Origin of the sequence: Campylobacter sp. VBCF_04 NA7 (assembly GCF_027737405.1) — a bacterium.
Lineage (GTDB): Bacteria > Campylobacterota > Campylobacteria > Campylobacterales > Campylobacteraceae > Campylobacter_B.
Genome location: NZ_JAOVTT010000006.1, coordinates 1 through 23,768, shown reverse-complemented (window position 1 = coordinate 23,768; position 23,768 = coordinate 1). Strand labels below are relative to the sequence as shown.

The window sequence follows — 23,768 nt, the reverse complement described above, 5'->3', positions numbered from 1 at the left end:
TTTCTCCAATTAACAATTAGCAATGAGCAATTAAATGTTTTACCCAAATTACTCATTGCTCATTGCTAATCTCCCAGTAACGCACTCGTAAATAAGCGATTTTTTATACTCGCTTAAAACCTCATTTTGTCTGTTTAAATTTGCTATCAAATCATCTATAATTTTGCATTTTTTATCTAAAAATTCTGAAATTCTTTTTTGTTCTTCAAGCGGTGGAAGTGGAAATTTGATATTTCCAAAATTTGAATTAGTTAGTTGATTGATAGTCGTTGTAGAAAAATTTCCTAAATAATTCGCAAAAATTTCAGAATTTAATACATAAAACATATATTTGGGATTATCGCAACGAAACAGCATCATAAATGCGCCAAAAGTTGCTTTTAAATTATTTTCAATAATTGCATTTTTACCAACTAATTCTTTGCTTCCATTTCTAGAGCAAATTAAAATATCTCCATTTTTTACCATTAAACCAGAATTTACTTTGCAAGAAACATAAACATTATCATTTAAATCAATTTTTTCATTTTTTATATTTGATGAACGCAACACTAAAATTCCATTTTCATCAGTTAAATCTTGCGGTGTATAAGTTAAACCATTTCTGGCAATTCCGCAATATTTAATTCTAGTAACTTCCCAATTTTGTGGAATTTCGCCTATCCAAGAAATCCCGCTATCTTTCATTGCTAATTTCTCATTGCTAATTGCTAATTTGCCTGTAACTGCCTTTGTGATTAGCGAACTTTTATAGGCTTTTAAATTTGCGATTTTTTCCTTTATACCCTTTCGCAAATCATCGATCTCGCCACATTTAATGTCTAAAAATTCAGAAATTTTCCTTTGCTCATCAAGTGGCGGAAAAGGTAAAAAAATATTATTTAAATTTTGCATAGGAATTCGCATTCTAATTTCTAAAATACCATTTCCTAAGCCTTTTAAAGAATTTTGAAAAACACTAGTTTGAAAAATATAATTATAAAATTTTATATCAGCGTTTTTGTCTGCGTAAAGTGCATAATAAACAGGGCTAATTGCTCCAAAATAATTTGAAATTCCGACTGAACCTATAACTACATTCATGCTATTTAAAACTAAATCATTTGGATATGCTAATTTATAACCACTGATATTTTCTTTTGAAACATTGCCTAAATTTCCTTTTTCGGAGTATGGAATAACGCCTTTTTCATTTGTGAGAGATAAAATAAAATCTGTTTTTATGGGATTATTGCTTTCGTTTCTTTCGTGCAAAATATATTTCAATCTCACAACTTCCCAATTTTGCGGAATTTGCCCTATCCACTCGATACCACTATCTTTCATCGCTAATTTCTCACTGCTCATCGCTAAAAAGCCTTTTTGTAAGCTCGTTTGCATGTTCGCAAAGCTCTAAAAATTCTCGTTCAAGTTCGTTTATATCTTTTGGGGCAGAGTATTTGTAAAAATACCTTGTAAATGGAATTTCAGCTCCGATTTTATCTTCGAAAAACGCCTTTGCGTTAGGTTTGTGCGCTAAAACCTCTTTTTGCATATATTCATCTATGTTTTCATCAAATTTGATGATTTCTGTGTCTTTGCTCTCTTTGTCGTAGATTATCTCGCCGTTTTTATCTCTTTGGATTTGTGCATTTGGGTCTGGCTTAGAAAGGGCGTGAGAGATTTTTTCTAGCAATTTTTTATCTAGTTTTAAAGGTTTTAAAATTTCATTTAAATGCTTTGTGAATTTATCTTTTTGCAAGAAAATTTCATCGCTTAAATTTTCGTTTAGCGTTTTAAAAATCGCTTCATAAACGGCTTTGTTTGCATTTAGCTTATCAAATTCTTTTTGTTCTTTTGCGTTTAGCTCTGATTTTTGGCTAAATTCGCTAAATTTAGCTTCGTCAAAAAATGAATTTAGAGCTTTTGGTAAATTTTCTAATCTTTCTTTGCAAATAGCGTATGAGCGTTGCAAAGGCTCTAAAACGCTGTATTCTTTGTAGATAAATTCGGTGTTTGGGTAAATTTTGCAAAATTCGTTTTCTTCGTAATTTTTGTAAATTTGCGTGATTTGTTCGATATTTTGCGAATTTAACTCGTTTCGTTTGTTTCCCATAGCTTTGCGAAGTTTGACAAAAAAGCTATTTGCGTTTATGAGCTGAATTTTTCCTTTTCTGTGTGAATTTTTGTTTTTATCTAAAATCCAAATGTAAGTGGCAATGCCTGTGTTGTAAAACAAATCCGTAGGAAGTGCGATGATAGCGTCTATGTAATCATTTTCTAGCAAATATCTGCGAATTTGGCTCTCGCCTGAGCTGACGCCGCCGCTAAAAAGCGGTGAGCCGTTTTGGATAATGGCGACTTTGCCGTTAGGTTTGATTTTATCAAGAGCTGATTGTAAAAAAAGCATTTGCGCATCGCCACTACTTGGAAGTCCTGCTGGAAAACGAGAACTTTTAAAAGCGTTTTTAACTGCGATTTCTACGCCACTTCTAGCTTCTTTTCCACCCCACGCTGTGCCAAAAGGCGGATTTTCTATAACAAAATCAAATTTTGTATCACTAAATTCATCTTTAATAAGAGTGTCTGTTTTGCAGATATTGTCGGCGTTTTGACCTTTGATAAGCATATCGGCTTTGCAAATAGCATAGCTTTCTGGGTTGATTTCTTGTCCGTAAAGCTTGATATATGCGCTTTGGTTAAATTTTTTAATCGTATCATTTGCAGTAGAGAGCATACCACCTGTGCCACAAGCTTGGTCTAAAATATCAAATGCTCTGCCGTCTTTTTGCAAATCAGGGCAATGAACGAGCAAAATATTTACCATTAGGTGGATAATGTCCCTGCCTGTGTAGTGGTCTCCTGCTTCTGCATTTTCTGAAAAACGACGAATAATATCTTCGAAAATGTAGCCCATTTTGATATTGTCGATTGTTTTGGGGTTTAAATCGAGCTCAGAAAAGGCTTTGACGATACTATAAAGATTGTTTCCTTTATCCATTTTATCGATTTGCTTGTCGAATTCAAGGTCGCTTATGATGTCTTTTACATTTTGGCTAAATGAATTTATATAATCTATAAAATTTGCTTTTAAGTCCTTTTCATCGTGGCAAAGTTCGGTTAAATCAAATTTGGAAGTGTTGTAAAAATCGTAACCACTGAATTTTTGTAATATAAATGGCGGTGTGTCTGGATTTTTCAAAAACTGCTCTAAAACTTTTTGTTTTGTGTCGCTTAGGGCGCACTCAAAACGGCGAATTATAACCATAGGGATAATTACATCTTTGTATTTGTCGCTTTGGTAAGTGCCACGAAGCCTATTTGCAATAGACCAAATAAAATTAACTTCGTTTGTAATGTCGATATTATCCAAAATTTTTCCTTGATTTTGTTGTGAAATTTCGGTGTAGATTTTATCTAATTTTCGCTTTTAAACAAGTGAAATTCGCAAATTTATAAATTTACAAATTTGCGAATTTTATTTTTATTTCTACCCAAAATTCTTAATATAACTTTGATAAAATTTCCACACCTTGCCGCTATCAATGGCGTTTTCGATTATCTCTTTGGCTTCGGTTGGGCTTTTGGCAAAGTCAGCCGCATACAAAGCAAACATCGCATTTAGCACGACTATATCGCGTTTAGGTCCTTTTAACTCGCCTTTAATCGTGCTTTTAAAAATTTCAGCATTAAATTTGCTATCTCCGCCCTCGATGTCGGTGTGAAAGGCGCGGTTAAAGCCAAATTGCTCAGGCGTGATTTTATACTCGATGATTTTCTCGCCCCGCACTTCATGCACGAGCGTCTCGTCGCACAGCGTGATCTCGTCCATGCCGTCCATGCCATGCACGACTAGGGCGTGCTTTCGACCTAGTTTTTGCAGAGTTTGCGCTATAAGCTCATTTACTTCTTCGTGGTAGTTGCCTACGACTTGATTTGAAAGGGTCAAATTTGGATTTAGCAAAGGTCCTAAAATATTAAAGAAAGTGCCGATTTTAAGGCGAGTTCGCGCTTCTTTGACTTCGGCTGTAACCTTGTGAAAAAACGGCGCATGGAAAAACGCCAAATTTGTCTTATCCATAAGCGCTCTAAGTTCGCCAAGATCGCTATTTAACGGCACTCCTAAGGCTTCAAAGATATTGCTCGATCCGCTCTTGCTTGATACTGCGCTGTTGCCGTGTTTGCCGACCCTGACGCCAAGAGAAGCCAAGATAAACGCGCAGGTTGTGGAGATATTTATCGTTTTTAGCGCGTCTCCGCCGGTGCCTACGATGTCTAGCATAGCTCTTTCATCGCTGTAAGTTTTGGAGTATTTCAAAACGCTTCGCACAAGCGCACTTAGGCTATCTGGGTAGAGCGATTTTTCGCTAATTAGCACGAGCAAACCAGCCAGTTGCACTATGTCATAATCCTTTGCCATAACGGCACTAAAAATCTCTTCATAATCGCCGCCTTCGAGCGGGAAGCCCTTTTGTAGCTTTATCATAAACGGGGCGAAATTGCTCACTTTTTTCTCCTTGATTTGGGGTTTGTTTAAATTTACAAAATTTTCAATGATTTTTTTGCCATACTGCGTGAAATAGCTCTCAGGGTGAAACTGAATGCCGTAAATTTCGCGCTCTTTGTGCTTTATCGCCATTATGACGCCATCTTCACTCACAGCTGAAATCTCCAAATTTTCGGGCAATTCATCGACATAAAGCGAGTGATAACGCATAACTTCAAATTTGCTAGGCAAGCCTGTCAAAACGGCATTTTCGCCCACTACGCGAATTTCGCTAGTTTTGCCGTGTTTTGGCACTTCTAGCGTTTTGATTTTCGCGCCAAAGCTTAATCCTATGGCTTGATGACCCAAACACACGCCTAAAATGGGTATTCCTAAATTTGCCTTTAAAATTTCTAGGCAAATTCCGCTATCTTTTGGGTGTTTTGGACCCGGGCTTAAAATAATCTTGCTTGGCGATAAAAATTTAATCGCTTCAAGCGTGATTTCGTCATTTCGTTTGCAAATTATCTCTTCATCGGTAGTCTCTAACACATATTGATATATGTTAAATACGAAACTATCGTAGTTATCAATCATTAAAATCATTGCATTTCCTTGCAAGTTTTTTCAAAAATTTTTAGGCAAGATTTGCGTTTGTTGCAAATTTCGGCGTATTCGTTTTCAAACACACTATCAAACACCTGCCCGTATCCTGCTCCCACGAAAACATCGCTAAATTCAGGCTTTGCTTTGTCTTTTACAAAAATCGCCGAACGGATTAAAATCGCCATTTGCAAATCGCCGTTAAAATGCCAAAAGCCAATCCCGCCGCCATAAATTCCCCTAGCGTGGCTTTCAAGCTCATTTATGATTTGCATAGCACGAATTTTTGGACTTCCGCTAAGCGTTCCGGCAGGAAAAACCACGCCTAAGACATCAAAATTATCCTTGCTTTCATCTTTTATGCCACGCACATCGCTGACGATATGCATAACGCTTTCAAAAAACTGCACATGCGCTAGATTTCGCACTTTCACGCTTCCTTTTTTGGCAAATTTGCCAATGTCGTTTCGCGCCAAATCAACTAGCATTTTATGCTCACTCATCTCTTTTTCATCGCCAAGTAGCTCATTTTTTAGGGCTTCATCTTCATTTGCATCCTTACCGCGAGGTCTCGTTCCTGCTATGGGAGCGACAAAAATTTCGTTATTTCTGATTTGAAGCACGAGTTCAGGGGAGCTTCCGGCCACCACGCCGTAAGGTGTCGGGAAAAAATACATATAATGGCTTGGATTTTGGCGTTTTAAAATTTCATAAAACTCCAAAGGGTCTAAATTCGAATAAATTTGCAGTGTTTGAGACGGCACGACCTGAAAAATATCGCCGCTTTTGATATACTCTTTTGCCTTATTGAAAATACACTCGGCGTCCTTTTTTTCGGCGTTTAAATCGGTTTTGATTTTATAAAATTTCTCGCCACCAAATTTCGGCGCAGTATCGCTGGAATTTTCCAAATTTTCAAAATATTTTCCTTCGCCATAAAAGCTGTAAATTTTGCTTTGTTTGTCGTAGTGCAGATACGCCCTTGCGTTTGCGTAAAAATATGTCGGAAAATCATAAAGCTTTGGCTTAATGTCGCCCAAGCGTTCAAATTTATAAACAGCTTCGTAGCTTAGCACTCCAAAAAGCCCTGCAAATTCGCAAATTTGCGTGGTGTTTTGTAGGGCAAATTTGAGTTTATCAAGGTCATCGCCTTGCAAATATTCGCAGTCAATGCCGATGATGATTTGTCCGCCGTCTTCGGCGAGATAGGAGTTTGGAAACCTAGATAAAATATTTTTGAAATAAAAAATCGGATCTTTTAAAAACATGCGCCCTCTTTGTATTTTTTTGTAACTTAGATTATAGTAAAATGGGCTTAAATTTTGTATAAGGATTGTGATGAAAGTTTTGTTTTCGCCAAGCGAGATGAAGTCGAAAATCGGCTCGGATAAAATTTTGGATTTGTCAAATTTCGAATTTTGCGATGAGAGTGGAGTGCGAGAAAACGCTGTCAAAGAGTATGAAAAATTTATCGCTAATGCCGATAATGACGCGCTTTGCAAGCTTTTTGGGCTAAAACAAATTGATGAGAGTTTGCGAGAGAGTATCTTTAAAAAAGGCTGTGTGAGCGCATTGGAGCGTTACACTGGTGTGGCGTATGAGGCGTTAGCTTACGCTAAGCTTGAAGACACTGCGCGCGAATTTTTGGGCGTTAATGTGATAATTTTTTCAAATCTTTTTGGGCCGATTTTGGGGCGCGACCAGCTCCCTGAATACAAGCTTAAACAAGGCGAGAAATTTGCTGGGCTTGATTTGCCAAAAATTTACAGGGAAAATTTTAGCGCGAAAATCGATGAAATTTTAGAGTGCGAAGTGGGGAACGGCGAGTGCGTGGTGGATCTGCGCGCTGGGTTTTATGAGAAATTTTACGAGTTAAAAGTCCCGCATTTGGGCTTTAAATTTATCAAAAATGGCAAGGTAGTTAGCCACTATGCTAAGGCGTATCGCGGGAAAGTATTGCGCGAAATCGCACGAAATTTAGCCAAAACCGAACGAGAAATTTTAAATTTAAATTTTAGTGGTGTAAAATTAGCCGAAATCAGAGAAATTTCGCTCAAAAAAGAGATAGTTTTGGAAATTTGCGAAAACTAAGGGGAGAAAATGCTTTTTATAATACCATTTTTAGGGATTTTGGTAGGTTGCATTTCTGGGTTTTTCGGCATTGGTGGCGGCACAATCGTCGTGCCGATAATGATGGCGCTAGGATACGATATCAAAGAAGCCGTGGGGATTTCGATTTTGCAAATGCTTTTTAGCGCGATTTTTGGGTCGTATCTAAACTATAAAGCAGGCAAACTCCGCCTCGATAGTGGCGTGATTGTGGGGCTTGGCGGACTTTGTGGCGCGTCGCTTTCTGGCTTTATCGTCGCAAATGTGGCTTCAATCGTCCTAGAAATCGGACTTTTGCTGACTTTGACAATCGCGTTTTGCAGGGTTTTGATGACAAATGTCGAAAACACTGCGCCCAAAGAACCAGCCAAAATTTTGCTTTTTGCCGTGGGCTTTGCAATCGGCGCAATCGCCATTAGTATGGGCGTTGGCGGGGCGATTTTTTTGACGCCGATTTTGGTGGGATTTTTAGGCGTGGATATCAAAAAAGCCGTTTCTATGGGGCTATTTTTCGTGATTTTTAGCTCGTTTAGCGGATTTTTAAGCATGGCGTATAATGGCAATGTGCAGTATTTAGAGGGCGTGTTAATGGGGCTTGGTGGCCTTTTAGGCGTGTATTTTGGCACGAAGATTTCGCACAAAGTGGCTAAAAGCACGCAGAAAAAATGCCTTTTGGTGATGTATGTGGTGATGTTTTTACTAGCCCTTAAAAAGACGCTAGGAATTGATTTTGGGATTTTGTAAAATTTCGGAATTTTAAAATTTGGCGAAATTTTATTTTTAAGTGTTATTGCGAGGAAGCGTGAAGCGGCTTCCGAAGCAATCTACAAAGCTCAAATTAAAAGCAGAGTAAATGGCAAAATTCTGCGAAATTCAAAATTTCATAGCTACTTTTGGTGGTAAAAATACCAACCATGCGGTATCTAAATAAAGAATTTAGGTTGTATAATTTTGAAATAATAAAAAATTAATTATAGGAATTTGTAAAAATGAAAAAAATTTGTTTTTTGTTTGTCTTTTTTGGGATTTTTGCTTTTGCAAACGAGTATCAAAAGATATTAAAAGAGCTCGATATAAAATGCAATAATAACGAAGCTATTGCGTGTCATCAACTTGGAAATCTTTATTTTTATAGTCGTGGCGAAAACGAAAATCCACAAAAAGCAAAAGAATATTACAAAAAAACACAAAATATAAACCAAAAATTATGTGAAAATGGTGATTATATGGCTTGTTATAATCTTGCAATGATACTTATAGATGAAAAAATCGAGCCAAATTTTCAAAAAGCAAAAGAATATATCGATAAAACTTGTGAATTTAAAGACGGACTTGGGGTATGCTATTGCGGTCTTGGAGTGCTTTACGGTGGTGGCAAAGGCGTAGAAAAGAATATGAGCTTAGCAAATTCATATTTTGAGAAATCTTGTGATTTAAATTTCTTTGTTGCTTGTAAATATCTTGGCGATTATTACAGAGATAAAGAACAAAATTTGGAAATTGCCAAAAAATATTATAAAAAATCTTGTGATTTAGGGTTTGAATCATTGTGTGAGTAAATTCTTGGAATTTTATCGGAGCCTTCTAGTCCCACAGCCCCGTAGGGTGGCATTATTGCCAACCATAAATCCCAAATTTCGCCTGCAAGTGTCATTGCGAGCTTTCGCAGAAAGCGAAGCAATCCAGTAAAATTTAGACATTGCTAAAATTTTAGTTTTTTAATCAAATTTTAAATTTTGCAATTGTGATAAATTCCAAATTTTAAAATTCTTTTAAATTTCCCTAGATTGCTTCGTCGTGCTTTGCACTCCTCGCAATGACAAATTATGCAAAATTTCGCCACTGTATTGTAAAAACAAAATTTAAAAAATTTCGGGCGCAGTATATGAAATTTGCGATAGCGAAATTTAGCGCAAAATTTGCGCTAAATTTTCAAATTTTACCTAAAACGCGACTTTGTTTATCAATGCGATACCGCACAAAACAAGCACGATTGGCACATAGATAAATTTGCCGATATAATACCAGGCGTTTGAGTATGTTTTAGCCGAGCCTGTGTTGATTTCGTCCAAAAGCTCGTTCTTGCGCAAAATCCAAAACCACGAAATAGCGCCCAAAACCGCGCCGATTGGGATTATATAGATAGATACTAGATCCATCCACGGACCCCAGTTGTGCAGATGAACTTCGTAAAATGTGGTCGCTGGGTTTGTGTCGCTTGGCGCGATTGTCTCCATATTTACGCCGATTCCGAAGCAGACCACACACAAAATCACCAAAACCAAAGCTCTATTTAAGCTTGGAAATTTATGCAAAAGCGACTCCGTTACGGCCTCGAACATATTTTGCAAAGATGAAATTCCGCCAAAAATCACCGCCGTAAATAAAATAATCGCAAAAATTCCGCCACCCGGCATGTCTTGCAAAATTTTTGGCAGTGTTACGAAAAGCAGTCCAGGGCCCGCTGTTTGGTCCTCGCCGTAAGCAAAAAGCGCAGGTATCATCACCAAGGCCGCCACAAAAGCAGCGATTGTGTCGAAAAATGCGGTTTTTTTCGCCGCATCGACGATATCCTCGTCTTTGTGCAAATACGCGCCATATACGAGCATTCCTGAGCCCGTGATAGAGAGCGAAAAGAGCGCTTGTCCCATGGCTGTGATCCAGACATTGGCATCGCTTAGCTTGCTCCAATCCGCGCTAAACATAAATTTATACCCAGCCCCAGCTCCGTCTAAAAGTGCCACGCGCACCGCCAAAATGGCAAAAAGCACGAAAAATAGTGGCATCATGATTTTGTTTGTGCGCTCGATACTTTTCGCGCCCAAAAATATGCTAAAAAGCGTGCCAGCAACGATGATGAAGTGAAATGGCACCACAGAATATGGCGTGAAGGCAAACGAGCCAAACCAAGTCGATGTATCCACGCTCATAAGAGAGCCATTAAGCGCCTGAAATAGGGCTTTTAGCACATAAGCAATGATGACAGCGTATCCGATAGCGATACACATCGACCCCGCTAGTGGAAGCCAGCCTAAAATTTTGCCAATGACGCCTAAATTTCGCGATTTCCACGCAAGCTCATAAGAGCCAAGAGTGCCTGTTTTGGCCCGTCTGCCGATAGCGTATTCGGCTGAGAGTGCGACATAGGCAAAAAGTGCGATGAAAAAAATGTAAATGAGTAAAAACGCGCCACCGCCGTTGGCACCGAGTTTATACGGGAAGCCCCAGACATTGGCCATGCCCACAGCCGAGCCGACACAGGCTAAAATAAAAGCCCAACGAGATGAAAAAATTTTATTTTTGCTCATTATGGTTTCCTTTTTGCGAAAAAATTCAGGGATTATAGCAAATTTAAAATTTAATTAATTTAAATTTTGATTAAGATTTAAAATTCGGTTAAGCGAAAATTTAAGAGAGAAATTCGGGCGAAATTCGCCCGAGAATTACAAACGAGATTCGTATCTGCGAAGTGTGTAAAGTCTTTTAAGCATTTTTTTGCGAGCCGCAATTTTTTGTTTTTTGCGGATCTCAGTCATAGGCTCGAAATACTTTCTAGCACGAACTTCTGTAACGATAAGGTTACGATCTGTCTGTTTTTTGAAGCGTCTGTAAGCTTCATCAAATGATTCGTTCGGATGTACCTTAACTCCTGGCACGCTCCTCACCACCTTTCGAAAAAAATTAAACTGTGATTTTAGCTAAAATAAGCTTAAATTTGGCATTAAAATTTGTTTTTATAACTCCAAATTTCGCTTTTTTTCTCCGCGTCTTTTAGCGAAACCTCGAAAATACCATTTTTCTCGCCACTAAATTTGACGCTAGGAAGCAGAAGGAAATCTGGCGAATAAATCGAATTTGCGTGCGAGGCGTTGGATTTTTTAAGCCCGTCGTTGCTAAAAACTAGCTCATCAGAGCTAGGCGCGTCGATAACTACGACTTTGCCCGAGTGTATCAGGCCAACTTTGAGTTTTTTTCTCAAAAAATCGGTGTTGAAATCGCATTTTTTTTCGCATGAAATTTCGCTAATTCCCACGATTGCGAAGCGGTTTTTTTGCTTTGAAATTTTTTTAGAAGCAAGGAGCTTTTTTGTGCTATCGCTCGCTAGCTTTTTAAGCGTAGCTTCTGAAATTTTAGCGCTTTTTAAATTTTGCTCGCTACTGCTACTTTGCGCGCTAGTTGGGGATTTTTTAGCGATACAGCCACCCAAAAATATAGCTATAAAAACAGCTAAAATCGCAAATTTCAAACCCTTCATAAATTCGTCCTACAAAATAAATTTTATCCGCAATTATACTAAGCCTTGGTTAAATTTAACTTTGTTTTTCAAACTACAAAATTCAATAAATTTTAACTATTTTAACTATTTTTAACTATATCTTGCTATACTTTCGCGTTTCTTTTTTAGGGGGAATTAATGATAAAAATTATTAAAAGAGATGGTAGTTTTCAAGAATTCAAAGATTACAAAATAAAAGACGCTATCAAAAAAGCCTATGAGAGTGTGGGCGCAAATTTTGATGAAAAAGTCTTCGAAAATGTCCTAAAAACGATTGTTTTCAAAGATAGCCTAAGCGTCGAAGATGTCCAAGACATAATAGAAAAAAAGCTGTTTGAAAGCGGAAATTTCGATGTTTTAAAAAGCTTTATGATCTATCGCCACACGCACAAAATGCAAAGAGAGCATGTCTATGGGCTAGAAGAAGACACCACCTACATAAACTGCACCCAAACCGTCAATGAATATATCGGCAAATCAGATTGGCGAATTTTAGCCAACTCAAACACAAGCTATTCAAACGCAGGATTAATCAACAACACCGCTGGTAAGGTCATCGCAAACTACTGGCTAGACAAGGTGTATTCGCGCGAAGAAGGCGCTGCGCACAGAAACGGCGATTATCATATCCACGATTTAGACTGCCTAACCGCATACTGCGCTGGTTGGAGCCTAAGAGTATTGCTCGATGAGGGATTTAACGGCGTTAGGGGCCGCGTAGAGAGCAAGGCTCCGAAGCATTTTAGAGAGGCGCTTCATCAAATGGCGAATTTCTTAGGAATTTTGCAAAGTGAGTGGGCGGGAGCGCAGGCGTTTTCTAGCTTCGATACCTATCTTGCCCCTTATGTTTTTAAGGATAAATTAAGCGACAAAGAGATCAAAAAGGCAATCACAAGCTTCGTTTATAACCTAAATGTCCCAGCGCGCTGGGGTCAGAGCCCATTTACAAATGTTACGATTGATATGACCTGCCCAGAGGATTTAAAGGCGCAAATCCCTACCTCAAACCAACACCACCTTTTTGAGGGAATCGATGATGAGGAGCTGTTGCAAAGGGCAAAAGAGCGTGGCAAAAACTCACTTATCGAGCTTACTTACGGCGATTTTGAGCCAGAGATGAGACGCATTGTTATCGCATTTTACGAGGTTTTGACAGCGGGCGATAAATGCGGTCAGCCATTTACCTTCCCGATTCCTACCGTAAATATCACTCAGGATTTCGACTGGGACAGCGACGCGGCAAATGCAGTGTTTGAAAACACAGCCAAAATCGGATCAAGCTATTTTCAAAATTTCGTCGGAAGCCAGTATATCACGGACGAAAACGGCAACAAAGTCGAAAACCCCAAAGCCTACAAACCAGGCGCAGTTCGCTCGATGTGTTGCAGATTGCAACTAGATTTAAGAGAGCTTTTAAAGCGCGGTGGCGGGCTTTTTGGTAGTGCTGAGATGACTGGAAGTATCGGCGTGGTAACGATAAATTTAGCCCGCCTTGGATACCTTTACAAGGGTGATAAAGAGGCGCTTTACGCTAGGCTTGAAACGCTTTTGCAGTTAGCAAAAAGCACTTTGGAGAAAAAGCGTGTGTTTGTAAAAGAGATGTTCGAACGCGGGTTGTATCCATACACTAAGCGCTATTTGCCGGGCTTTAACAACCATTTTAGCACCATTGGCATTAACGGCGCAAACGAAATGATTAGAAATTTCACAGATGATAAAGAAGACATTACGACCAAATTTGGCCGTGAATTTGCGCTAGAATTGATCGAGTATTTGCGCCATAAAATTCGCCTTTTCCAAGAAAACACAGGAAATCTATACAACCTCGAAGCAACCCCAGCAGAGGGGACTACATATCGATTTGCTAAGGAAGATAAAAAACGCTACCCAGATATCATACAAGCGGGCTTTGGCGAAAATATCTACTATACAAACTCTACCCAAGTCCCAGCAAGTTTTAGCGACGATCCGTTCGCGGCACTGGATATGCAAGACGAGCTACAAAGTAGCTACACAGGGGGCACGGTGCTTCATTTGTATATGAAAGAGCGCATTAGTTCAGGCACAGCGTGCAAGAAATTTATTAAAAATGTCATTAGCAACTACAAACTCCCATACATTACGATTTCGCCTGTATTTAGCGTCTGCACGAAGCATGGATATATCGCAGGCGAGCATGAATACTGCCCAAAATGCGACGCTGAGTTAATGGCGGAGTATGAGAGCAAGGGTGCTTGAAATTTGAAATTTGAAATTTAAATAAGGAGCAAAAAATGGAATTCCCAAAAGAGTTAGAAAAAAAACGCACAAAATGTGTAGTTTATACCCGTGTAATGGGGTATTTGCGCCCTGTGGAGAGCTTCAATGTAGGCAAAAAGGGCGAACACAAAGAGAGAGTGTTTTTCGACGAAAATAAGGTAAAATTCGAAGAAAAATAGTCAAATTTAGCCAAATTTAGCGTGTTTAAATTTGGCTAAATTTTAAAATTCACAATTATGCAAAATTCTCAAATTTACCATATCACGCCATTTACGATGACAGATTTCCCTGAGCGGCTTTCGGCTATTGTGTGGTTTGCGGGGTGTAATATGCGATGCCGGTATTGCTACAACCCGAGCGTCGTGCGTGGCGAGGGCAAAATCAGCGAAGATGAGCTATTTGCGTTTTTGCGCTCGCGCGTAGGCAAGCTAGAAGCCGTGGTGTTTAGCGGGGGCGAATGCACCTGTGCTAGGGGATTTATGCAAATTTTGCAAAAAACGAAAAATTTGGGTTTTGAGGTCAAAATCGACACAAACGGCTCAAATCCACAAATCATACAAAACGCCGTAAATTTGGGCTTAGTCGATTTCATCTCGCTTGATTTTAAGGCGCATGAGGCTAAATTTAGTTTTATCACAAAATCAAATTTCTACGAAAATTTCCTTCAAACTTTGAAATTTTTATTATCCACAAATTTTGCTTTTGAAGTGCGCACGACCGTGCATAGCGATCTTTTAAGCGAAAGCGACATTTCGCAAATGGCGCAAATTTTGTGCGAGCGAGGATACACGGGCGAGTATTTTTTGCAAAATTTCCTTGATACTGGCGAAAATTTGGGCGGTCTTGGCGCGCCAAAGCAAAATTTCGACCCCTCTAAGATAATCTCGCCTCTAAAAATCTCTCTTAGAAATTTCTAATTTGTATTTTGCTAGAATTGCAAGTTAAATTTCAAAAAAAAGGCAAAATTATGGATAGAAAAAAAATCTACAACCCCTTTTCAGACGAAACTCTCACCAATCGCAAGGTCTTTAACGGCAATCCGCACGGAATACTAAATTTCACCAAGGCAAAATACCAATGGGCGCTCAAACTCTGGGACATTATGGAGGCAAATACTTGGTTTCCAAAAGAGGTCGATACGACTGACGATGTGAGGGATTATAACTTCAATCTCACAACCGCCGAAAAACGCATGTATGATTTGGTATGGAGCCAGCTAATCTCTATGGATAGCTTCCAGACAAATAATCTAGCCGATAACATAAATCCTTATATAACAGCTCCTGAAATCAACGCTGTGCTAGCTCGCCAAGCTTACGAAGAGGCAAATCACAGCAAAAGTTACGCGGTAATGGTCGAGGCGATTTGCGAAAATACCGATTTGATTTATGAAATGGAAAAGCACGATGATGTTTTGCGCGAGAAAAACGCCTATATTTCGAGCGTGTATGAGGAGCTAGCAGGCGAGGTTACGGACGATAAACTGCTGTTAGCAATGGTTGCGAATCAAATTTTAGAGGGCATTTATTTTTACAGCGGATTTACTTCGATTTATGCCTTGGCGCGCGCTGGCAAAATGCTTGGCTCAGCGCAGATGATTAGATTTATCCAAAGAGATGAAATCACGCACCTACTACTTTTCCAAAACATGATAAACTCCGTGCGCAAGGAACGACCTGACCTTTTCCACGAGAAAAATATCAGTAAAATTTACGAGATGTTTGAAACAGCTGGAAATTTGGAAATCAAATGGGGCAAATACATCACAGATAACCAAATCATGGGCTTTACAGACGATATCATCGAAGAATACATACACTACCTAGTCGATCAACGATTGCTTGCGATTGGTTTAGAGAAAAAATACGGTGCCTCTCACCCGATAAAATGGGTCGATGATTTCTCTAAATTTAACGATCAAAAGTCAAATTTCTTCGAAAGTAAGGTTACAAACTACTCAAAAGGAAGTTTGAGTTTCGATGACTTCTAAAATTTTGGTGCTAAATTTGCATTATGGAGAGAAATTTTGGATAGTTTAGAAAAACTTCGTTGCGAAAAAATGGCGGAAGAAATCGCTGATAAAATCGCTATTTCGCCAGCGCTTTATGACGCATTAAAAAGCGTATCTCGTAGCGAGTTTGCCCCATTTAGCGCGCATGCGTTTAGCTTAAATGCGCAACCAATTTTGGCGTCTCAGTGGATTAGCTCTCCGCTAACTGTGGCTAGAATGAGTATGGCGCTCGACATTGATGAGAGCGTAGAAAATATCCTAGAAATCGGCTGCGGGAGCGGGTATCAGTCTGCGATTTTGGCATATATGGTGCGTAGGGTTTTTGCCGTGGAGCGCGTGGAGAGGCTAGTGGGCGAGGCGAAAAAACACTTCGCAAATTTGGGTATTCGCAACATAAATCTCCGCCACGATGACGGCAATGTGGGCTGGCGCGAGTTTGCGCCTTATGATAGGATACTGCTCTCAGCCTGCGCGTCCAAAATTGGCGACAAACTCTTCGCTCAGCTTAAAATCGGCGGTATTTTGGTCGCTCCCATGAGTGAGGGCGGAGCGCAATATATCATTAAATTTCATAAAATTTCGCCTAGCGAGATAAGCCAAGAAAATTTGGGTGCGTGCGAATTTGTCCCGCTAATCTCGGGCATACAATAAGTTTTATTTATTATTTATTTAAATTTAGGTATCTTGCGAGGTTTTATTTATCTTAAAAGGAAAAGTCCATGCAAGATTTCACAAAAGAGCAAATTACCGCGCTTGCTAGCGATTGGAAAAATCATAGCAAAAACCAGTATTGGGTCAAAAAACACCTAGCCATTTCAAAATATTTGCAAACTTTAAAGCACAATTTAAATAGTTTCGATGATTTTGAGAGCGATTTTTTGTCGAATTTATACATAAATTTCAGCGACGGAAATTTAAGAAGCGACAAAATTTTAAGCTTCGGTGAGAAATTCCCGCATGCTGAGTATTTTTTTATGGAGCAGTTTTTTGACGCGAATATCGGTGCGTTTTATTACGATTTTGTTTTCAAAGATCGCATTGCAGCCAAAAAAGACCTTTTCCCAAAAACAGCCGCGACTAGCGTCGAGAGCGTGCTTAGCGGTGAGGATAAAGATGTCGTCTCACTCTACATTTTCATAGAAAATATAATCAAAAATTTCAATATGGCGACGCAAGAACGCCTTCAACGAAACGAATTTAAGCAAAAAATCATAAATTTTTACGACACGATGTATAGGCTATTTATCAGCATCGATGCGAATTTAGCCAGCGAATTTTTTGATATTTGCTTGCATAATCAGCCTTTTGTCGTAATTGAGTTTTTAAAAGCCACGATGAAGGCGGACAATTTTTTCTTATTAGAGCATTATTTAGGCGACGAGGGTTCGCTGAATTTAGGCGTGGGTGCGGGCGCGGACTTAGAGCAGGCAAGCCCAGAAAAACTCTACTTGCTAGCTAGTATTTTCACTCAGGCTAACGACGAGCTTCCGACATTTTTATACACAAATGAAAGCGTGAATTTGCTAAATTCGCTCTACACCATGCAAATCGAGAATTTCTCCGATTTTTACGAGGCTAGCGCGAAATTTATGAGCGAGTTCGAACCATACCCTGCCCAAGCTCCATATAACGCCAAACCAGTCTATGCTTCGCTATTTTTCGAGTATTTGCAAAATTACAAAAGCGAAGAAGTCGCCAAAAATACGATATTTTTCGGCGCAATTGGCTCTGGAAAAACTAGAAGAATTCGCGCATTAATCAAGGATAAAAAGCTTGCCCCAAGCCATTTTTGCTACCTTAGCTTCCACGAGAGCTTCTCATATAGCGATTTTATCGATGGTTTCGTGGCTGGTAAGCTAGTAAATGGCGAATTTAAGGCACTTTGCAAAAAGGCACTAAAAGATCCAAAAGGCGAGTATTATTTGATAATCGATTCCATTGATAGCGGAAATTTCGATGAAATTTTTGGCGAGAGCATTGCGCTTTTGGAGCGCAGATACGACGAAAACGACCCACTCTCTATCATCCGCACCAAAAACTCGCACTTCATCGACACTCTCGATGAGGCGGAAATGGAAAAATTCAGCGTGATCGTCAAAGACAATAAATCCTATTTCGCCGTGCCAAAAAACCTCTTTATCATCTGCGCAGCAAATGTCAATGACACTCAAATTTCCCCGTCCAGCGCGAAAGCATTTCGCTGGATCAAATGCGAGTGCGATTATGGCGTGCTCGAAGACTTTTTAAACGACAACCATGTCGCTAACGCCAAAGCCACAGTGGCTGTGTGCCACGCGCTAAACGATTTCATGGGCAAGGAAGCACGCTTTGGCAACGAAATCGGTCATGGTATTTTCATGGGGTTAGCAAGGTATGCTAGCAATGAGCAGATTACCCAAGAGGGCTTAAACGCCTTTTTTACCGAGGTTTTGGAGCCGATTTTTAAATGCGGTTACCAAAAAATCGATATTGCAATGGCAAAACAAATTTCATCTGCAAAAGATGTGTTTAAATTTTAACTTACACTCTCGCCGAATTTATTATAAATTCGGCGAAAATTTTATCAAATTTTTAAAAGGAAATTTATGACGGATTATGCAAAGGAAGTATTTAACGACCCAAAATTACTCAGAGAAAAACTTGCATTATATATAAAAACGCCAAGTAAGGTCGAACTTTATGCAAAAGATTGTGAAAATTTTTTCGTAGCAGGGAAGGGCGAAAAATTGGAATTTGCTAATGTTTTTAGCTGGTGGGGATTTTTTGGGAATATTTTCTTTTTGGTTTATCGAAAAATTTACTGGTTAGCAGGAGTTATTTTTGTTTGTAATTTTTTGATTAATATTATTTTCCCAGATTTAGATACAAGAGCGGATAGAGCGATTGCCACAGGTACATCTGTATTGTGTGGTGTGTTTGGTAGATATTTAGTTTGCAAAAGATTTTTAAAATTTCTAGAAATGCAAGATGATGAAATTTTGGTTAAAAAAGGTGGGACGAATTATTTTGCCTATGTTTTATGTGTGCTGTTTTCGTTGCTTGCGTATTGGAGTGTAGTCAATAGTAGGTAAATTTGCGTTATGTCAAAGAGTGAAATTTGTAAATTTCACCCCAAAATACCTGCGCCGCGTAGTTTTTGCGAGCGAGAAGCAGCGTAAATTCGCTCACCCTTTATCAAATCGTATTTCCAAATCGGCGCATTTGCCTTAAAATCCTCGACAAAATCGTTTATCAAAGCAAGTGCGACCTTGCGTTGTGGGCTTAGCACGCCCGCGATATACGAGCTTTCATGCACGCTCACATCGCCTTTTGAGTGCGCGAAAAAGACCTGCGCGCCAGATTGTTGCGCCTTTGTTTGCCACGATTGAAACCACGAGCGCAAAATCGGCTCGTATATATCAAAACTAAGTCCGCTAATGCCGTCTTCATCGCGCACAATGCCGATAAAAGTAATCAGCGCACCGCAGTTTGCGCCTTTGTAATGCTCATACCATGAATTCGAAATCGCAGGGATATCAAGCGCGCCATCGTGCAAAGAAAAATTGCCAGCAAACTTCATCTCAGCCCCCACAAACCGGTGGCAAAAGGCTGATTTTATCGCCGTCTTCAAGCGCGGTATTTAGCTCATAGACCATTTTGTCATTTACCGCCACGGCGCAGCTAGATAGCCACTCTTTTAGCGAGCTATCTTTGCTTAAAATCTCTTTTACTTCGCTAAGTGTTTTGGCGTCAAATTTCATCGGCTCCTTGCCGATTGGACCTAAAAATTCCACTTCTACCATATCTTTCCTTTGATTTAAAATTCGGCGATTTTAGCCAAAATTTTATAAAATTTTATATAATTAAAAAATTTTACAAAAGGATTTTTATGAAAATTGATGAAATTCAAACCCCAGCGTATGTGTGCGAAAAATCGAAATTGCGGGCAAATTTAGCCCTTTTGCAAAGCGTTGGCGAGCGAAGTGGGGTAGTGGTTTTGTGTGCGTTAAAGGGTTTTGCGTTTAGCCTTGGCATGCCTTTGGTGCAAAAATACCTCTCAGGGGCTACTTGCAGCGGCTTGCACGAGGCGAAATTTGCTAGGCAAATGCTTGGAGCGGGCGCGCAGGTGCATACATACTCGCCAGCTTTTAAAGAGTGCGATATGGCTGAAATTTTATCCCTTAGCGATCATGTGGTTTTCAATAGTGCCTCTCAGTGGCGAAAATACCGCGCGCAGGCGATGAGTGCGGGCGTGCAATGCGGGCTTCGCCTAAATCCGCAAACTTCTTTTGCACCCAAAGACGCTTACAATCCGTGCGGTAAATTTAGCCGTTTGGGTATGACACTGGACGCACTAAACCGCGCTATTAGCGAAGAGAGCGGGTTTTTAGAGGGGATTAGTGGATTTCATTTTCATGCACTTTGCGAGGAGGGTGCGGAGAATTTAGAGCGCGTTTTAGAGGCGTTTGAGGCGAAATTTAGCAAATATTTTGGTGTGATTAAATGGCTAAATTTCGGTGGCGGACACCATATCACGCGCGAGGGATACAATGTCGAATTGCTAATTAGCTTAATCAAAAAATTCCGCGAAAAATACGGCGTGGAGGTATTTTTAGAGCCGGGCGAGGCTGTGGGCTGGGAGTGCGGATATCTAGTCGCTAGCGTGCTTGATATCGTTGAAAACGACGCAAACATCGCGATTTTGGATACTTCGGCTGAGGCGCACATGCCAGATACCGTGCTTATGCCATATCGTCCTGCGGTGCGTAATGAGAGCAAAGAGGGCAAATTCGTCTATCGTTTCGGTGGAAATACCTGCCTAGCTGGCGATATTGTAGGCTTGGAAGCAGGTGAGCCAGAGTATAAATTTGACAAACCTTTACAAATCGGCGATAGGGTGATATTTGAAGACCAAATTCACTACACGATAGTCAAAAACACGACCTTTAACGGTATAAAATTGCCAAATTTAATAATGGTAGATGAGAGCGGAAATGTCGAGGATATGATAGAGTTTGGTTATGAGGAATTTAGGCGAAGAAACTAATAAAATTTTCTAAGCCATAATTTGGCTTAAAACGCTATAATCCCTAAATTTTTGTGTCAAGGAAATATATGAAGAAGTTCTTTTGTGTGCTTTGCGCCTGTTTGGGCGCGTATGCCGAGGACCGACCATATGCACAGGTTGTGCAAACTAGTGGGAATAATGTGTGGGGGAAAGCCCGACTAGAAAACATAAATTTATACGAAGACGGCCTAGCACCGCTTTTTGTGCAATTACAAAGTTCAGGATTTTTTGCATGGCTAGCTTTTGGGGCTGTGCTTGGTGTTTTGGTGGCGTTTGTTGGACATTATTTGATTGTAGGCGCAAAACACTTTGATCATCACGCTGGTAAGCCAGTTTATGCTTTTAGTTTATTTGAGCGTGGATTTCATTTTATTGCAGCAATTTCGTGGGTGATTTTGGTTCCAACTGGACTGATTATGATGTTTGGTGAGAGTTTTGGTGGTGGAACTTTTGTGAGATTATGTAAAAACGCTCATGGTATTGCTACCATAGCTTTTGCAATTGCTGTAATTCCGATGTTTTTATCATGGTTTTGGCGTATGCTTCCTAGATTTTATGATATTAAATGGATGCTTATTGTAGGTGGATATTTGAGCAAAAACAAACGCACAATCCCTGCTGGCAAATTTAACGCTGGACAAAAATCGTGGTTTTGGGTCGCTACACTTGGTGGTATGGTTATGATAGCTACTGGCGCAGCTATGTATTTTCTGGATTTTAATGCCCCTGTTGTAAATGGCGCAATGGGTGGCGTGAGCCAAATCGAAGTTTTGCGTGCTAGTGTCATCGTGCATAATGTGCTTGGTGCAGTTTGTGCTGTGTTTTTGTGTGTGCATATTTATATGGCTGTGTTTGCGATCAGCGGAGCAATCCACTCTATGATTGATGGACACAAACCAGAAGAAGAAGTTTATGTGCTCCACCACTACTGGTATCGCGAGCTTTTGGATAAAGGAAGCGTGGCGAAATCGCAGTTTGAGGAAAAATATCCTCGTTTATAAAATTTGAGCGAGGATTTTTCCTCGCTAGCTTTGCGTGTCAAAGATATTTTTTAAAGGATTTAATTTGCAACTAGATTGTCGAAATTTATCGTGCCCCGAGCCACTTTTGCTTACCAAAAAAGCCATAAATTCGCTAAAAATCGGCGAAAATTTGGAAATTTTGGTTAATGATATCGCGCCCAAAGAAAACATAAAACGATTTTTGCAAAAAAACGGATTTGAGGCGCAAATCAGCGAAAATGGCAGTGAAGCCACGATTTCGCTTACCAAAACCGATGAGCTAAAAGATGAGAGTTTGGACGATATTTTTTGCGATATGCCAAATTTCGCTAAGCCAAAGGTAGTGTTTTTAAACGAAGAAAGTTGCGGTTCTGGCGCAGTCGGCAAGGCGCTTTTGGCTAAATTTTTGGGCGCGTTATTAAATTTAGAGCAAAAACCAGCCAAAATCATTTGCGTAAATAACGCCGTATTTATCACCACCAATCGCGCTCACCCAAGCTTTGAAGCGTTAAAAAATTTAAGCGAGGCGGGCGTGGAAATACTAAGCTGCGGAAGCTGTTTGGAAAGCTATAAATTAGTCGGCGACCTAGCCCTTGGCGAAATTTCAAACGCTTATGAGATTATGGAAATTTTATCAAAATACGAAGCTATAAAATTATGATTTATCGTGATTTTAACCTTACGAAATTTATCAGCGCAGCGGGTTGAGCAGCCAAGCTAGACCCGGCGGGTCTAACGAAAAATCTTGGAAGCATAATCACGCCCGATGCAAATTTACTATCATCGATCGATAGCAACGAGGACGCAAGCGTCTTTCGCATAAGCGAAAATTTGGCGCTCGTGCAGACGCTTGATTTCATCACGCCGATTGTCGATGATCCATACATTTTCGGTCAAATCGCCGCGGCAAATTCGCTCAGCGACATCTTTGCAATGGGCGCAAAAGTGATAAATGCTCTAAATATCGTTGGATTTGATGATTGTCATTTTGGTGATGAAATTTTGCAAGAAATTTTGGCTGGGGGCAAGAGCAAAATCAGCGAGTGCGGTGGCGTGCTAGTGGGCGGACACACGATAAAAACGAAAGAAATTTATTATGGATTAAGCGCTACTGGCGTGGTTGAGCCGGGGAAATTTTGGTCGAATAATACTGCGCGTGAAGGGGATTTGCTCGTGCTGACAAAATCTATTGGCACTGGCGTAATCTCAACGGCGATGAAGGCGAAATTTTTAAAATTTGCTGAATTTCGCGACGCAATCGAGAGTATGATTAGGCTAAATTCATACGCTCTGGGTGCGCTTAGTGGGCTAGAAATACACGCTGCGACCGATATTACTGGCTTTGGGCTTTTAGGACACGCGCTAGAAATGATAAATGAAAACATTAGCTTTGAAATTTTCGTGCGCGAAATTCCGCTTTTTGCAAGCGTGCAAAAGTGCCTAGATGAGGGGCTAATCCCTGGCGGAAGTTATAGAAATTTGAAATTTATCGCTCCGTTTTGCGATAAAGAAGCGCAAGTGATTTTATCCGATGCGCAAACTAGTGGCGGGCTTTTGCTCGCTATAAGTGAAAAAGATGTCGCTAGGGCGGTGCAAAATTTAAAAAATGCAGGATACGAAAGTGCCGCTATCGTGGGTCGCGTCGTAAAACGGGCAGAAAATAAAATTTTGATTAAAGATTAAATTTCAAAATTTCAAAAAATTTTTTCCAGTTTTAATCTCTTTTTAAGCAACCCTTGAATATAATCCACTTTCCGTTTTTGAAATCTAACTTCTGTTATTTTCCAATGCGTGTTATTTTATTTATTATTGTCAAAAACTATCTTTTAGTCAATCTTTGAAATCTAAACAAGTGATCGATTGAGCTGGGGACAATTTATTTAAATTGTCAAATTTAAAAGTTACAAACAATTAAGTTTTTAGATTAAAAACTTCATAAATTGAATTTAAAAGATAAAAAGTTTCTTTTTATCTTTGATACATTTTTTATGGAGAGT

23 protein-coding genes are annotated in these 23,768 nt (G+C 39.6%); 14 read left to right on the top strand and 9 right to left on the bottom strand.

Going from position 1 to position 23,768, the window contains the following annotated elements; all coding sequences use genetic code 11:
- Positions 1–48 precede the first annotated feature (48 nt).
- From OFO00_RS05930 to OFO00_RS05915, 4 genes are all read right to left on the bottom strand, one after another.
- Positions 49–1,326 (bottom strand): restriction endonuclease subunit S, encoded by a 1,278-nt coding sequence (locus OFO00_RS05930; RefSeq protein ID WP_270865346.1) that lies wholly within the window; start codon positions 1,324–1,326, stop codon positions 49–51.
- Positions 1,327–1,336: 10 nt separating this feature from the next.
- Positions 1,337–3,352 carry a type I restriction-modification system subunit M gene (locus OFO00_RS05925; RefSeq protein ID WP_270865278.1) on the bottom strand — a complete coding sequence of 672 codons (2,016 nt, stop codon included), beginning with the start codon at positions 3,350–3,352 and terminating at the stop codon, positions 1,337–1,339.
- A 117-nt stretch (positions 3,353–3,469) separates the two neighbouring features.
- Positions 3,470–5,071, bottom strand: a complete 1,602-nt coding sequence (gene trpD / locus OFO00_RS05920; protein WP_270865277.1) for an anthranilate phosphoribosyltransferase — start codon at positions 5,069–5,071, stop codon at positions 3,470–3,472.
- Positions 5,068–6,336, bottom strand: coding sequence for an anthranilate synthase component I family protein (locus tag OFO00_RS05915; RefSeq protein ID WP_270865276.1), 1,269 nt, complete (start codon positions 6,334–6,336; stop codon positions 5,068–5,070). The genes trpD and OFO00_RS05915 overlap by 4 nt, the downstream gene beginning before the upstream one ends.
- A gap of 70 nt (positions 6,337–6,406) precedes the next feature.
- Here OFO00_RS05915 and OFO00_RS05910 point away from each other — a divergent pair, with 70 nt between their 5' ends.
- From OFO00_RS05910 to OFO00_RS05900, 3 genes are all read left to right on the top strand, one after another.
- A complete protein-coding gene (locus OFO00_RS05910) occupies positions 6,407–7,159 on the top strand; it encodes a YaaA family protein (RefSeq protein ID WP_270865275.1) in 753 nt (250 codons plus the stop codon).
- 9 nt (positions 7,160–7,168) lie between these two features.
- Positions 7,169–7,921 carry a sulfite exporter TauE/SafE family protein gene (locus OFO00_RS05905; protein ID WP_270865274.1) on the top strand — a complete coding sequence of 251 codons (753 nt, stop codon included), beginning with the start codon at positions 7,169–7,171 and terminating at the stop codon, positions 7,919–7,921.
- A gap of 245 nt (positions 7,922–8,166) precedes the next feature.
- Positions 8,167–8,736, top strand: a complete 570-nt coding sequence (locus OFO00_RS05900) for a tetratricopeptide repeat protein (protein WP_270865273.1) — start codon at positions 8,167–8,169, stop codon at positions 8,734–8,736.
- Between the two features lie 384 nt (positions 8,737–9,120).
- Here the strand turns inward: OFO00_RS05900 and OFO00_RS05895 are convergent, their stop codons facing one another.
- The 3 genes from OFO00_RS05895 to OFO00_RS05885 all read right to left on the bottom strand — a co-directional run bounded on the left by OFO00_RS05895 (position 9,121) and on the right by OFO00_RS05885 (position 11,432).
- The gene (locus tag OFO00_RS05895; protein ID WP_270865272.1) at positions 9,121–10,485 is read right to left on the bottom strand and encodes a sodium-dependent transporter; all 1,365 of its coding nucleotides are present in this window, start codon (positions 10,483–10,485) and stop codon (positions 9,121–9,123) included.
- Between the two features lie 135 nt (positions 10,486–10,620).
- Positions 10,621–10,833 carry a 30S ribosomal protein S21 gene (gene rpsU, locus OFO00_RS05890; protein ID WP_270858142.1) on the bottom strand — a complete coding sequence of 71 codons (213 nt, stop codon included), beginning with the start codon at positions 10,831–10,833 and terminating at the stop codon, positions 10,621–10,623.
- A gap of 65 nt (positions 10,834–10,898) precedes the next feature.
- The gene (locus OFO00_RS05885; RefSeq protein WP_270865271.1) at positions 10,899–11,432 is read right to left on the bottom strand and encodes a hypothetical protein; all 534 of its coding nucleotides are present in this window, start codon (positions 11,430–11,432) and stop codon (positions 10,899–10,901) included.
- A gap of 159 nt (positions 11,433–11,591) precedes the next feature.
- Between OFO00_RS05885 and OFO00_RS05880 the strand changes: the two genes are divergently transcribed.
- The 7 genes from OFO00_RS05880 to OFO00_RS05850 all read left to right on the top strand — a co-directional run bounded on the left by OFO00_RS05880 (position 11,592) and on the right by OFO00_RS05850 (position 18,794).
- Positions 11,592–13,691, top strand: coding sequence for a ribonucleoside triphosphate reductase (locus OFO00_RS05880; RefSeq protein ID WP_270862615.1), 2,100 nt, complete (start codon positions 11,592–11,594; stop codon positions 13,689–13,691).
- Positions 13,692–13,726: 35 nt separating this feature from the next.
- The gene (gene nrdD, locus OFO00_RS05875; RefSeq protein WP_270858139.1) at positions 13,727–13,891 is read left to right on the top strand and encodes an anaerobic ribonucleoside-triphosphate reductase; all 165 of its coding nucleotides are present in this window, start codon (positions 13,727–13,729) and stop codon (positions 13,889–13,891) included.
- A gap of 57 nt (positions 13,892–13,948) precedes the next feature.
- Positions 13,949–14,629: an anaerobic ribonucleoside-triphosphate reductase activating protein gene (locus OFO00_RS05870; RefSeq protein WP_270865270.1), complete on the top strand. Its 681-nt coding sequence runs from the start codon at positions 13,949–13,951 to the stop codon at positions 14,627–14,629.
- Between the two features lie 50 nt (positions 14,630–14,679).
- On the top strand, positions 14,680–15,702 hold the full coding sequence (locus tag OFO00_RS05865) for a ribonucleotide-diphosphate reductase subunit beta (RefSeq protein ID WP_270862616.1): 1,023 nt from the start codon (positions 14,680–14,682) through the stop codon (positions 15,700–15,702).
- Between the two features lie 36 nt (positions 15,703–15,738).
- Positions 15,739–16,374: a protein-L-isoaspartate(D-aspartate) O-methyltransferase gene (locus OFO00_RS05860; RefSeq protein ID WP_270865269.1), complete on the top strand. Its 636-nt coding sequence runs from the start codon at positions 15,739–15,741 to the stop codon at positions 16,372–16,374.
- Between the two features lie 68 nt (positions 16,375–16,442).
- Complete coding sequence (locus OFO00_RS05855; RefSeq protein WP_270865268.1) at positions 16,443–18,242, top strand: hypothetical protein; 1,800 nt, start codon at positions 16,443–16,445, stop codon at positions 18,240–18,242.
- 66 nt (positions 18,243–18,308) lie between these two features.
- The gene (locus OFO00_RS05850; RefSeq protein WP_270865267.1) at positions 18,309–18,794 is read left to right on the top strand and encodes a hypothetical protein; all 486 of its coding nucleotides are present in this window, start codon (positions 18,309–18,311) and stop codon (positions 18,792–18,794) included.
- Between the two features lie 35 nt (positions 18,795–18,829).
- On the opposite strand, the gene OFO00_RS05845 is transcribed toward OFO00_RS05850, so the two are convergent.
- Positions 18,830–19,282 (bottom strand): molybdopterin synthase catalytic subunit, encoded by a 453-nt coding sequence (locus tag OFO00_RS05845; protein ID WP_270865266.1) that lies wholly within the window; start codon positions 19,280–19,282, stop codon positions 18,830–18,832.
- A gap of 1 nt (position 19,283) precedes the next feature.
- Positions 19,284–19,505, bottom strand: coding sequence for a MoaD/ThiS family protein (locus OFO00_RS05840; RefSeq protein WP_270865265.1), 222 nt, complete (start codon positions 19,503–19,505; stop codon positions 19,284–19,286).
- An 86-nt stretch (positions 19,506–19,591) separates the two neighbouring features.
- Here OFO00_RS05840 and nspC point away from each other — a divergent pair, with 86 nt between their 5' ends.
- The 4 genes from nspC to selD all read left to right on the top strand — a co-directional run bounded on the left by nspC (position 19,592) and on the right by selD (position 23,454).
- Positions 19,592–20,749 carry a carboxynorspermidine decarboxylase gene (gene nspC, locus OFO00_RS05835; protein WP_270865264.1) on the top strand — a complete coding sequence of 386 codons (1,158 nt, stop codon included), beginning with the start codon at positions 19,592–19,594 and terminating at the stop codon, positions 20,747–20,749.
- A 68-nt stretch (positions 20,750–20,817) separates the two neighbouring features.
- Complete coding sequence (locus OFO00_RS05830) at positions 20,818–21,771, top strand: formate dehydrogenase subunit gamma (RefSeq protein ID WP_270865263.1); 954 nt, start codon at positions 20,818–20,820, stop codon at positions 21,769–21,771.
- A gap of 64 nt (positions 21,772–21,835) precedes the next feature.
- Positions 21,836–22,432 (top strand): sulfurtransferase-like selenium metabolism protein YedF, encoded by a 597-nt coding sequence (gene yedF, locus OFO00_RS05825; RefSeq protein ID WP_270865262.1) that lies wholly within the window; start codon positions 21,836–21,838, stop codon positions 22,430–22,432.
- Positions 22,429–23,454: a selenide, water dikinase SelD gene (gene selD / locus OFO00_RS05820; RefSeq protein WP_270865261.1), complete on the top strand. Its 1,026-nt coding sequence runs from the start codon at positions 22,429–22,431 to the stop codon at positions 23,452–23,454. Before yedF ends, selD begins: the two co-directional genes overlap by 4 nt.
- Positions 23,455–23,768 lie beyond the last annotated feature (314 nt).

Bases quoted from the DNA above. Each gene is read 5' to 3' on its own strand.
- OFO00_RS05870 (WP_270865270.1), top strand. From the start codon at position 13,949: ATGCAAAATTCTCAAATTTACCATATCACGCCATTTACGATGACAGAT.
- OFO00_RS05885 (WP_270865271.1), bottom strand. From the start codon at position 11,432: ATGAAGGGTTTGAAATTTGCGATTTTAGCTGTTTTTATAGCTATATTT.
- OFO00_RS05900 (WP_270865273.1), top strand. From the start codon at position 8,167: ATGAAAAAAATTTGTTTTTTGTTTGTCTTTTTTGGGATTTTTGCTTTT.
- OFO00_RS05865 (WP_270862616.1), top strand. From the start codon at position 14,680: ATGGATAGAAAAAAAATCTACAACCCCTTTTCAGACGAAACTCTCACC.
- OFO00_RS05855 (WP_270865268.1), top strand. From the start codon at position 16,443: ATGCAAGATTTCACAAAAGAGCAAATTACCGCGCTTGCTAGCGATTGG.
- OFO00_RS05845 (WP_270865266.1), bottom strand. From the start codon at position 19,282: ATGAAGTTTGCTGGCAATTTTTCTTTGCACGATGGCGCGCTTGATATC.
- OFO00_RS05840 (WP_270865265.1), bottom strand. From the start codon at position 19,505: ATGGTAGAAGTGGAATTTTTAGGTCCAATCGGCAAGGAGCCGATGAAA.
- OFO00_RS05850 (WP_270865267.1), top strand. From the start codon at position 18,309: ATGACGGATTATGCAAAGGAAGTATTTAACGACCCAAAATTACTCAGA.
- OFO00_RS05895 (WP_270865272.1), bottom strand. From the start codon at position 10,485: ATGAGCAAAAATAAAATTTTTTCATCTCGTTGGGCTTTTATTTTAGCC.
- OFO00_RS05905 (WP_270865274.1), top strand. From the start codon at position 7,169: ATGCTTTTTATAATACCATTTTTAGGGATTTTGGTAGGTTGCATTTCT.
- trpD (WP_270865277.1), bottom strand. From the start codon at position 5,071: ATGATTTTAATGATTGATAACTACGATAGTTTCGTATTTAACATATAT.
- nrdD (WP_270858139.1), top strand. From the start codon at position 13,727: ATGGAATTCCCAAAAGAGTTAGAAAAAAAACGCACAAAATGTGTAGTT.
- OFO00_RS05915 (WP_270865276.1), bottom strand. From the start codon at position 6,336: ATGTTTTTAAAAGATCCGATTTTTTATTTCAAAAATATTTTATCTAGG.
- OFO00_RS05830 (WP_270865263.1), top strand. From the start codon at position 20,818: ATGAAGAAGTTCTTTTGTGTGCTTTGCGCCTGTTTGGGCGCGTATGCC.
- OFO00_RS05930 (WP_270865346.1), bottom strand. From the start codon at position 1,326: ATGAAAGATAGTGGTATCGAGTGGATAGGGCAAATTCCGCAAAATTGG.
- OFO00_RS05910 (WP_270865275.1), top strand. From the start codon at position 6,407: ATGAAAGTTTTGTTTTCGCCAAGCGAGATGAAGTCGAAAATCGGCTCG.
- nspC (WP_270865264.1), top strand. From the start codon at position 19,592: ATGAAAATTGATGAAATTCAAACCCCAGCGTATGTGTGCGAAAAATCG.
- OFO00_RS05880 (WP_270862615.1), top strand. From the start codon at position 11,592: ATGATAAAAATTATTAAAAGAGATGGTAGTTTTCAAGAATTCAAAGAT.